A 262-nucleotide genomic window follows, 5' to 3' on the forward strand; every position below is an offset into this window, starting at 1 on the left:
TTATTGGTGCGGACCTCCATCTGGTGTTACCCAGACTTCATCCTGGCCAAGGGTAGATCACTTGGTTTCGCGTCTACCGCATCCGACTCGACGCCCTCTTCAGACTCGCTTTCGCTTCGGCTGCAGGACTCATGTCCCTTAACCTCGCCGGACACGGTAACTCGTAGGTTCATTATGCAAAAGGCACGCTGTCACTCCTTACGGAGCTCCAACCGCTTGTAGGCGCACGGTTTCAGGTACTATTTCACTCTTCTGTTCGAAG

Annotated in this window: 1 rRNA gene; it reads right to left on the reverse strand. The window is 53.8% G+C overall.

Annotated features, from left to right (window positions below):
• Positions 1 to 262, reverse strand: a 23S ribosomal RNA gene (locus I6E11_RS14930); the annotation flags it as partial.

It is taken from the genome of Bacteroides caecigallinarum, assembly GCF_021531075.1.
GTDB classification, from domain to species: Bacteria; Bacteroidota; Bacteroidia; order Bacteroidales; family Bacteroidaceae; genus Phocaeicola; species Phocaeicola caecigallinarum_B.